Annotated in this window: 6 protein-coding genes and 1 pseudogene; all 7 read left to right on the top strand. The window is 61.6% G+C overall.

Annotated elements, in window-relative coordinates:
• The first annotated feature begins 515 nt into the window (after nt 1–515).
• Nucleotides 516–878: a hypothetical protein gene (locus AOZ13_RS11870; protein ID WP_199897034.1), complete on the top strand. Its 363-nt coding sequence runs from the start codon at nt 516–518 to the stop codon at nt 876–878.
• Between the two features lie 24 nt (nt 879–902).
• A pseudogene (locus tag AOZ13_RS15785) lies at nt 903–2,634 on the top strand (hypothetical protein).
• Nucleotides 2,631–3,482, top strand: coding sequence for a hypothetical protein (locus AOZ13_RS11860; RefSeq protein ID WP_020222170.1), 852 nt, complete (start codon nt 2,631–2,633; stop codon nt 3,480–3,482). The pseudogene AOZ13_RS15785 and the gene AOZ13_RS11860 overlap by 4 nt, the downstream one beginning before the upstream one ends.
• Nucleotides 3,482–4,540, top strand: a complete 1,059-nt coding sequence (locus AOZ13_RS11855; RefSeq protein WP_020222169.1) for a hypothetical protein — start codon at nt 3,482–3,484, stop codon at nt 4,538–4,540. Before AOZ13_RS11860 ends, AOZ13_RS11855 begins: the two co-directional genes overlap by 1 nt.
• Before the next feature lie 6 nt (nt 4,541–4,546).
• A complete protein-coding gene (locus AOZ13_RS11850; RefSeq protein ID WP_049934107.1) occupies nt 4,547–5,665 on the top strand; it encodes a hypothetical protein in 1,119 nt (372 codons plus the stop codon).
• On the top strand, nt 5,652–7,847 hold the full coding sequence (locus AOZ13_RS11845; RefSeq protein WP_081706799.1) for a VirB4 family type IV secretion system protein: 2,196 nt from the start codon (nt 5,652–5,654) through the stop codon (nt 7,845–7,847). The genes AOZ13_RS11850 and AOZ13_RS11845 overlap by 14 nt, the downstream gene beginning before the upstream one ends.
• Nucleotides 7,840–10,914: ATP-binding protein (locus AOZ13_RS11840; RefSeq protein ID WP_148294593.1), on the top strand; the 3,075-nt coding region annotated here is incomplete at its 3' end. The genes AOZ13_RS11845 and AOZ13_RS11840, both read left to right, overlap by 8 nt.

The raw sequence follows: 10,914 nt of genomic DNA, 5'->3' as shown, positions 1-10,914 counted from the left end.
GGCTTTGTGAGGTACTGAATATCCCAACGCTCGGGATTCCTCCGCCTGAAGGCGGAGGAGGATGTCAATGAGCGTGCAGCAAACTCTCGCTACCAGCAGATCGACCAGTATGCTGACGCGATGTCGAGTGAACCGTCGACCGATTTGACGAGCTCCTCTTCATCAGTAGAGAGCCTGTGTAGTCGGTAGTATCTTACTTGATATACGGAGCATACTGTGGCAATTGTGTCACGTACCTTTCGACTGAATGTTTATTTATCTACTAGAGAATTAACAGAAGATATTTATTTTCGCTTCGGCTATGATGGCGCGGATGCACTGTCCACGGGCCCGCTGTCGTGCGCTTCTCCCCCAGTCAGACAGGACTTGGCGACGTGGCCGTTCCCCAGAACCGCCCATCCGTTGCGTCCACCCGGCAGTCACCAGTGGTCCGTCACTATCAGCCCCTACTCCACCAATCCGTGTTTGACGCAGGCTCCCCCGCTGACGACCAGTCCACGACGAATCACGCATTACTGTCGAAGCTCCTCCCACGCCGCACTGCGATTGGCTTGGTTCTCCTCTGCCTTCTCGCTGTTGAGCCTGCGGCCGCTCAGCAGTCGGCAGTCTGTAACGCGGACAAACTCCCGAGCATGATTGAGGGGTTCTTCCAGCTCACGACGGCGCTGGGCATTATTGGGCTCGCCGTCGTCTGGCAGGCGAACTTCCTTATCGATATGTTCACGCTGAGCCCCGACCAGAAGAAGGGGTTGAAGCGGCACAAACGCTCGGCGCTCAAATCCGCCGTCGTGCTCGTCGTTCTCGGCCCACTTTACACGGTCGCCGGGTCGATGATGGGCCTCCCGCTCGCCCAGTGTGTGAATCTCGTCCCCTGGTAACCCACACTCGCCCTCCACTCGACGATGTCCCACTCGTATGCGGTTCCAATAGCGGTTGCCAGCGTTCTCCTGCTCGCCACAGCTGCGGGACTTGCCTCTGCAAGCCCACCCCAACCAGGGACGGAGGGGAACGGGCTTACGGAGAACGAGTCTGCGACCCTCTGGTCGCACGACACGGACAACTACACGAGCGAATCTGTCTATTCCCAGCGGTACGGCGAGCACCGCACAGCGATCCAGCAGGTAGCGAACGGCACGGACATCACGTTCACCAGACCACCCAAGACCGCCGCGACGTGGACACGGCACGATTTCGACGACCTCCACGCCGGCGGCCTACACACGTCGAACTATCCCGAGAACGCGAATCTCGAGGATAGCGTACTCATCGCAGACGCTCACGCAACGATTTTCGCCGCGCAACCGTCGACACGAGCACATCTCGCGTCCGGCGAGACGCGCACGTATCTCGCACCAGACGGCACATTTCGTGGCCTCGTGGACTACCGGGTTCGCTACCCGAACACGACGACAGCGAACGCGACGCTCGGAAACACGAGCACGGACTGTCACTCGCGAGCCACCAGATTTCGCGCGTCTGGCTTACACAGGACGGTGAGACGCTCGCCTCCAGTTCTGGCACACACACGCCGACGCTCGACTACCACCTGCAGAACGACCGGAGTACGACGCTGACACTCCACGCACAGATCGAGGTTCGCGTCCAGCAGACCGTAGAGCTGAACGGCAACGTCATTAACGCGACGACGCGGACTGACTCGATTACGGTCAGTGACTCACTCGACGGATCAGTCTACGATCTTGCCGCGTACCCCTACTACGCGACGTATCCGAACGGCGATGCGGGCGTCGCAATCTTCCAGTCGCGGCCGTGGCAGGGCTACACGCTCACCAGTAATGGGAGTGAGCGTGTGCGCGGCGTCTGGCGGTCCTACACTGCCCGCCACACGAACTGGGACACGCTCGTCTCCTCGACACGTGACGGCGAGACGCGCACTCAACCGGACGCTATTCCCGTCTCAGTTCACGCGTATCCGTCGCGGATCGGGCCAGTCGCTGAGCCCGTTCGAACCGGCCCATCGGTCGTCAAGAGTGGGGGATTAATCGATCGTCGCCTGCGTCGACACTCGGCGAGAATGTCCACATCGACGTCGTGAACCAGTCCTACAAGACGTCCTATGGGGTCGCCGTTCGCACCGACGATGTCGACCGGCAAGCACTCCACGTCGGGGGAATCGTCCGCGGCGTGAACGCGACCATCATCCAGCCACAGGAGGGATCGACGCGACACCTCCGAGAAAGTAATCTCACAGTGAGTGTTCTCTCGCAGAACGATTCGGCCGCAGTCGTCCGTCTCGAACTCCGGGACAACCAGACGGGTGCGCCAATTGATCTCTCGAAGAGCCAGCGTGGCCGTGCGCTCGCCCAATCGGATGACGGCTACATCGCGATTGCTGGCCAACACGTCCAGACGAACGCCTCTGGAGTCGCCGTCGTCACGTTCACGCAGCCCGGCATCTACACGGCGCAGTACCATCCCGAATCGTGGCTCGGCGCGAATCCCGCCTACGTACGTGACCGGGCGAGCGTCCGCTGGCACCCGCTCGGCACGATACAGGGGTGGTTCGACCTCGCGTTCACGACTGGGTGGAAGCTCCTCCCGTTCGTCGTGATGTTCTACGCCGGTACGCACCTCCTCCGCCTCTTCGACCTCCACCGCTTCCAGAACCCATGACTGACAGCTCACCACCCATCGACCGTCGTACTGCCCTCCAAGCACTCGGCAGTCTCACCCTCGCCGGCATTGCCGGCTGTACCAGCAACCAGAGTCCGGGGCCATCGAGTTCCCCGACGACTACCACTGCTGGGCCGTTCGCGAACATCAGCGTCCAGGGAACAACGCTCGTCGTCGACCTCGCGAGCGATACCGACGCTGAGCACGTAAACCTCGTGAAGCCGAACGGCTCGCTCTTCGGGACACGCGACGTCGCACAGGGTGCAAGCCGCGTCTCCTTCGACGTCGGCACCACCTACACTCCCGGCGAATACGAGCTCGTCGCTGTCAACGGCGATCAGACTGTCGGCACGACCACACGGACGCTCCGCTCCGACCTCCAAATCATCGAGATGGGGATCGGACGCAATCAGCCCGAGAAGATGTGGAATGGAACTGACGGTAGCCCGCACTCGCAGGCGTTCGTCACGATTGAGAACCAAGGGAGTGGACCGACCGCAGTCACCCAATTCCTCTTCTTCGGGAAGGTCCCCTATTCGAGTGGTGAGAACGGGACTCAGTACGCCGGGACTGATGTGAGCGGTATCTACGACCCGGAATCTAACTCCGAAATTGAGCGAGTTGTCGTTCCCCCTGGGGGGTCAAAGACGATTTACAGCTCTCGGATGCCGTTCGCGTTCATTCGTGGTGGCAACGTCGTGTGTACGGACTATCAACAGTCTGGGACGTTCAAGCTCTCTCTTGAGACATCGACCACCGGCCCTTCCCTCTCGAAGACGTACGATGTCCAGTATTCTGCATCGGAGGAGTTCAACAACTGCTCAATCACGATTAAGGAGGACGGCTGATGGTTGATCTGATCGGGGTCGTCCTCCAAGGGTTCAAGGACGCAGTCAATTGGTTCATCAGCCTGTTCATGCAGGGACTCCGGAGTGGATACCACAAAATCTCCGTAGCGACGTTCGGTACCCCGACCCCGAATACGGATGGCGCCTTCGTCTTTGGGCAACCGACGAACGCTCCGTGGGAGTCCATCCATCACGCCCTGATTGGTGGCGAGATCATGGTCGTCTCGCTGCTTCTACTCGTAATCTGCGTACAGGGTCGTCATCTCATCCGGATATTCAACATCGGAAGTGCCTACGAGTCACGACGAACGCGTAAGACCGCGTGGGTCGGTGCCTTCCTGATCATCACCTGGTACTGGATTGCCGTACTCACACTCTACTTGATCAACGGATTCACGATCGCTCTTCTTCCGAGCTTCAGCTCACTCAGCACCGCTATGCTTGGATACCTCCAGAACACGATAACTAACCCTGGTCTCTCACTGGTTTTCGCGCTTCTTGGTGGGCTCTCGATGTGGGCGCTGGAGGCACTCTACTACATCCGGGAGGTCTTGCTCTACGTCTATATTTACGGGATGCCGATCGCATTTGCGCTCGCCTACGGGAATGTCCCGGTGCTCTCGGACGTCGCGATGGGCTTTGCGAAGCGCTTCGTCCCGCTCGCAATCCTCCCGCTCCCCGCCGCTGTCGTGTTCAAAGGCTACGACTTACTCTACTCACAGCACGCGCTCTCGCCGGGGAGTCCGTTCCTCAAGTATCTCGTCGCCGTCTCCCTCCCACTCGTCGCCTTGGTGGTGACGTGGAAGACGTTCCAGTACGCGACGCCGCTGACCGCGAAAGCCATCGGCACCGCGACGCGCGGTGCTGCACTCGTCGGTGGTGTTGCAGCAGGCGCCTACGTCGGTGGGGCGAGCGTCGCGACGACCGCTGCCCGCTGGGGCCCGAAAGCCGCTGCTGGACAAGCTGTTGCTGAGCACGCCAGCCGTCGCGCTTCAGAGGAGAGTGAGGAGTCTGCGCCGTCGTATCGCCGCACAGAGAACGACCCACAGACACGCTAACCCAGTATGTCCACAGATCCAGACGCTGCCGCCCGACGCATCATGAATCAGTTCGGCGAGGAGAGCCGCATTCCCTACCTCAACATCGAGGAGGGAGATGTTGGCGTCCTCATTGCCTTCCCCATCATCGGCCTCTTCCTCGCCGCCCTCACCGGTATCGACTCACTCGCCCTTCCGTTCGTCGCAGGTGGGTTCGGGCTTGGTGTCGCCATCATCTACGTCTCCCCACGCCACCTCACCGCGTGGACGTGGGCAACCGACGTCTACCAGTACCTCAAACGCCCCCGAATCACCTTCAGCGCACCAGCCGAACCAGAATCGAGGACGAACGAGACGGTTCGGAACGAAGGCGGATTCGCGAATTACACGCCCTTCACGCCGGACGAGCGGACGCAGGACCTCACCAATATCGAGCGGGCGTGGCCCGGCGCCGGCGCGATCCAGCGCTCGGACGGGACGATGGAAGCCTTCGTTGAGGTTGACCCGGACAACATGGATTTCGCGATGTCCGAGGACTGGGCGCAACTGCAGGAGGCGGGCGCGGAGTTCGCGAACAAAGAACTCGACTCGAAGCTCAAACTCCACGCCACCACGCGTGCATTCCCTGTCGAGCAGGTTGTCAAGAACATTCAGGACCGCCTCGACGACGAGGACGTCCAAGCGAACCCGGTGTTCCACGAACTCCTTGAAGAATACCTCGAGACACGCCCACGCGAGATGCGCGAGCGTGGCATCCAGCAGATCCGCTACTACATCGGCGTCGAAGTCTCCCCGATGGACATCTACGACCGCTATCGCGACGAATCGACGCCCGCCGAGAAACTTACCGAGATTCCCGTGGTCGGCTTCCTGTTCAACCCGTTCGTCACACGCCGCGAGAACTTACAGGCGGTAGAGCAGCGGGCGCGGATGTTCGAGACGCTCGACGACCGCGTCGCTGCCGTCCGGAGCGAGTTCATCCAGCAGGCGAGCGGGTGGTCGGCACGCCGGCTCAGCACGGTCGAACTCTTCACGCTCGCGATGGATTTCTGGAACGGCCACGAACACGACGTCGACGACCCCGAATCGGTCATCCGCCAACAGCCAGCGATGGATCAGCAGGCACGGGAGGATGCCGATGCATAACGTCGTCCTTCCGGCGGCAGTCGGGTTCGGCGAGCAGCTCTCACAGTGGGCACTCAACCCAACGACGCCCGGCGGTGTCCTCCTCTACCTGCTCGTCGCGGTCGTCATCGTCGCTAGCGGGGTTGTCGCGTGGACGCGCTCGCAGGCACGTAGCGACGAGCCGACTGTCGAGTTCGCGGACGTTCTTGACGAGGGGACGCTCGAAGAGGGGCAGGCCGAAGGACGGCTGCTCGACGAAATCGCCGAGTCACACAAGACAGCGATTGCGCCAGCCGCCATCGAGTGGGAGACACGCGCGGCACACGTCGGCGACCAGTGGACGTCGACGCTCTACATCGCGGAGTACCCCGACTATCCGACTGATGGCTACCTCAGCGACCTCTTCGAGTTGACTGACGTCGAGTTCGACCTCACCGCGCACATCACGCCGAAGAACCAGGAGCGCGCCCGCACCGAACTTGAAGAGATCGCTGACGACCTCCAGGTGGACGCGGACCTCGAGCAGAGCGTTCGGAGCTCCTACCTCCAAGAGCGCGCTGACGAGGCCGCAGCGACCTACAAGGCCGTTGAGAGTGGTGCGAACGTCTTCGACCACGGGCTGTTCATCACCGTGCGCGCCGACGAGAAGGACGACCTGCAAGACGCCGTCCGCACCGTCAAGAGCACCCTTCGCGACGACCCCGCAAACCTCACACCGAAAACCGCGATCTGTCGGCAAGATGTTGCCCTCCAGTCCGCCGCACCGATCGGCGACAACGAGTTCGGCCGCGAATCCATCGCCCTCGGTGGCGCCGTCGGCGCCCTCCTCGCATCCCCGCATAACGCGACGATCCTCGAGGAGGGTGGCGTCGAGTTCGGCATCCACAAGGACAACCAGAGCCCCGTCGTCATCGACCCCTTCGACCGCGACAACGGCTACGCCATGTTCACCGTCGGTGATCCGGGTTCGGGGAAGTCGTTTGGCTCGAAGCAGAACTTCATCCGCTCGATCGAGCAGGACCGCGACCGCATCGGCATTGTCCTCGAGCCGCTCAACAACTGGGCTGGCGTCTCCGAAGCGCTCGACGCCCAGCGAATCACTGTGGGTGGAACACTCGGCCTGAATCCCTTGGAGATTCGCCAGACGCCTGAGCACGCGCAGCGGGCGATGGGTGAGGACGCGAGTCCATTCAACGAGAAACTCGACGACGCGATGAGCTTTCTCACCAACTTCTTCGCCCTACGGGGGATTTCGCTTGGTGACCGGCGGACGACGCTCGAACTCGGACTACGGACTGCGTACGCCCGACAGGGCATCACCGACGACATCACGACGCACGATAATCCGAGTCCGACGATTCGAGATATGCTCGACGTCTTCGAGGAGATGGTCGAGGACCCCGCGGAGTTTGTTGTCCGCTCTGAGTCTGAGGCCGAGAAACTGCAGGCCGACGCGACGTGGCTCCTTGACCAGCTCCGGCCCTTCGAGGCGGAAGGCCGGCACGCGAATCTTGGGAAGGAGTCCGCGTTCGACATTCGGGACGAGAAGACGATCTATCTCGACCTCGCTCAACAGGAGGGCAGTGTGGACTCCAGTACGGCGCTCACGATGCAACTCCTCATCTCACTCGTCTACGAGCGCGCAAAGGAGACCGAGAAGGAGGTCGTGTTCGTCATCGACGAGGCCAGATATATCATGCAGGATGCCGCGAGTCTGGCGTTCCTTGAGACGGTGTTCCGCCATCACCGCCACCACGATCTCTCGATTCGCCTCGTGACGCAGACGGTTGACGAGTTCTTCGAGCACACCGAAGCCGAGGCGATTCTTGATCAGTGTGCGGTCAAGCAGTTCCACCGCCTTGACGGAATGGACGAGGAGTGGGCCGACGAGTTCGGCCTGAACTATGCGCAGATGCGCTACGTCCAGGACGCCGTTCCCGGCAACGAAGATGCTGGGTTCTCCGAAGCACTCGTCGGCGTCGACGGCGAGTGGCGCGGTATCCAGGTCGAGGCGATGCCCAAAGAGAAGCAGGTCATCGACTTCGACCCCACCACCCAAACTCGCGACGAACTCCCCGGCGCGACTAGCGACGAAGCTAATTCAGAGCTGGAGTCAGTCCAGCAGCGACTCGCCGAGCAAGCCGGCGAATCGAGCGACGACGCAGAACAAGTCGTGGAGACGGACGGTGGTCGCGATGAGTGAGTACCTCCGCGTCACGCCGACCACGGAGGCAGTCGCCCCAGCGGGGGTTCCACGACTCCTTGAGAGTCTCCACAAACTCACGAATGAGGACCCAGGACTCGGGGCGAAACTGAACCCACTCTCGTCGTCAACGCCGCCGCGTTTCGAGTTCCTCGCGCTCAGCGAGGGCGATGACACACCAGTCGAGTTCTACTACGGCGCCGATGACTACCTCGACACCCTCGAGGAACGTCTGCAGTCCGTCTACCCGGAGACGTTCGACATCGAACGCGTCGCCCTCGACGTCGAATCGCGGCTTATCCAACCAGTCGAATACTCCCGTGCGGAGTTCGTCGACGCCTACCAGCAGGGCGCCCTCCGGTACGAGTTCCCCGAGGACGAGCAATACACACTCACCGATGACGGTACGGTAGACGCTCGGGACGTCGATGTGACTGCGGACAGCGTGGTGTCGGTTGACGATATCGCGCTTGACCTCGCGACTGGAGACGAGACGCCAATCAAGAAGCCGACGCTAACCAAGGAGGGTTCGATTCTCGCGCGCCCAGCAACTGAGACAGTCTCTCCATATGGTGTCCGCTGGCAGGGGGCTGCGAGCCGGAAAGAGGACTGGATGACGTCCCTCGCGCCATTCACGGACGGCGAGGGCGAGGAATCTCTGTCGGCGGTCGACCAGCCAGGCGCGGCGCTCGCGTCCCTCATCGATCACGTGAATGACGCCACAGAGCCACTTGCCTTCCAAGTCGTGTTCGAGCGGCGTGCGGGCTGGCAGTCCGATGCCGACGTTCGGAAAGAAGACCTGATCGACGGCCGCGACACACTCGCTCAGCGGCTGGTTGGTGACCTACTTGCGTACGATCGGGAGTACGAGGACGAGCGACCGGACAGGAGCGAACTGAGTGATCGTGTCGTCCGGCGGCTCGACGCAATTCGGGCGACGAATCCACAGCGCTCGTTCACCGCCAACATCCGCGCAATCGGCGTTCCCACCAGTGAGACTGGACAGGAGTCTCTCGACGACCGACTCGCGTCGCTCGCTCCTGTTTTCGACCCGCTTGATGGCCCCTTCTACGACGTCGAAACCGAACGGGTCCGCGAGAGTGGCTTCCGCCAGGCGAAAAAAGAGCAGAATGCACGAACAGCACTCCAGCGCCTCCTTGATGGGGAGTTGGTGACTGGGCGCGGGAAGACACGTCCGGACTTCGTGCTGAGTGGGCGCGAACTCGCACACTTTCTCCTCGTCCCCTCCTCAGAGCAACTCTCCATCGAGGGGTCGCGTGGGACGCGTGCCGAGCAGCAGAGTCGGAATCCGCTGCCACGCCCAAATCCGGATCTCCGTGAGCAGTTCCGTGACGGAATGGCTGTCGGCTACGCACTCGATGAGACCGGTACTCCCGAAGAGGAGCCAGTCCGCATCCCACCCGACCTGCTCACCACCCACTACGGGCGCTTCGCGTCAACCGGTGCTGGGAAGTCGAAAGCCATCATTAACGACGCGCTCTCCCTCCGAGAGACAACCGGTGGTCCCGTCGTCATCGTCGACCGGAAGGGTGACGGGATGTGCCAGAACTACCTCCGCAGCCACCACGCCCGATTCGACGACTGCGAGGACGTCTACCACTTCCGAGTGCCCGAGACGATGCCCGCGTTCTCCTTCTTCGACATCCGGCCGGCACTCGACGCCGGTCGGAGCCGCGAGGACGCCGTCCAAGACAAGGTTGATCATTTCCACGATATCCTGCGGATGATTCTCGGGCGGGAGAAACACGAGCGGGCGTTTGTCGCGAACGAGATCCTCAGCCAACTCATCAAGGCGCTCTTCGACGCCGAGTACGGCAGCGATGTCTTCGGACTCAATGATCTCTTCACGGCGGTTCGCCGGATGCAGGACGAGCAGACGATTCCGTCCGTCTCGATGGCGAACCAGCCGGTCGAGGAATCGCTGACGCGGCACCTCTCGAAGGAGGAGTCGCAGTTCCAGACGTCGATGGACGCTGCTGGAAATCGTCTCGAGCAGCTTCGGGAGAGCCCACACCTCCGTCGTGTCTTCAATCACACGCCCGCACAGAACGAGAGTGGGGAGTATGTCGAGAACCACTTCGACTTCCGGAAGTTCCTCGACGAGGACGTCACGATTCTCCTTGACCTTGGTGACCTCCGACCAGAGGCACAGCAGGCGGTCACACTCCTCTTGCTGAGCAATCTCTGGGACGCCGTGCAGGTCCGGCGGCGCGACGGCCAGACCGACTATGAGAAGCTTACGAACCTCATTATCGAGGAAGCCGCGCCGGTGGCGTCCACGCGTCTCGTCTCCGAGCAACTCCTCCCACAGGGCCGCTCGTTCGGTCTCAGTATGGGTCTCGTGATGCAGTTCCCCGGCCAGGTCCGCAACCGGAGTGAGCGTGCCTACGACGAGGTGCTGAACAATATCAAGACGAAGCTCATCGGGAATATCTCGATGGAGCACGACCTCGCCGAATCACTCGCTCATGAGGACTTGAGCCCAACCGACCTCCGAAATCGCGTGAATACACTTCCGAGTGGGGAGTGGATTGCGCAACTCCCGAGTCCGGCTTTCGGGGAGACTGGGCCGTCGCCGTTCTCGATGAAGCCGCTCCCGATCTCGGCCGGCCATCCCGAGAGCGATAACCCACTCACCGAGATGGAAGCCTCACAGTTCGAGTCGGTGACGCTCCCCCAAATCGTTGAACGGACGCAACGCCAGTACGGCCTCAGCGCCGAACAGGCAGATGCGGCCGTGGACGATAATTGGGGGAGTTCTGGCGACGACCCATCCGTATCGCGAACGTCAGACGGCGAGCAGTCCACGTCGATGATGATTGGTGGGACGTCAACCGAGACTGATGGCGACGCCGAGGACGATGAAGCAAGTCCCTTCTTCGGAGAATCCTCGTCTGCTGACCCGGGGGCTGTGGACTCCGATGCGGAATCAACGACATCACAGGTCGAGACTGAGCCGTCACCGATCGATGCCGGCGGAGTGACTGTCCCCGATGCGGAATTGGAGCGACGCGGACTCACTCACGACGACGCACGCTTCCTGCAG

This window comes from Halarchaeum acidiphilum MH1-52-1, from assembly GCF_000474235.1.
Lineage (GTDB): Archaea > Halobacteriota > Halobacteria > Halobacteriales > Halobacteriaceae > Halarchaeum > Halarchaeum acidiphilum.
Note: the sequence above shows the minus strand (reverse complement) of the source record. Positions and strands in the feature narration are given on the sequence as shown.

Coding starts and splice junctions, on each gene's coding strand:
- AOZ13_RS11860 (WP_020222170.1), top strand. CDS start 2,631: ATGACTGACAGCTCACCACCCATCGACCGTCGTACTGCCCTCCAAGCA.
- AOZ13_RS11850 (WP_049934107.1), top strand. CDS start 4,547: ATGTCCACAGATCCAGACGCTGCCGCCCGACGCATCATGAATCAGTTC.
- AOZ13_RS11845 (WP_081706799.1), top strand. CDS start 5,652: ATGCCGATGCATAACGTCGTCCTTCCGGCGGCAGTCGGGTTCGGCGAG.
- AOZ13_RS11855 (WP_020222169.1), top strand. CDS start 3,482: ATGGTTGATCTGATCGGGGTCGTCCTCCAAGGGTTCAAGGACGCAGTC.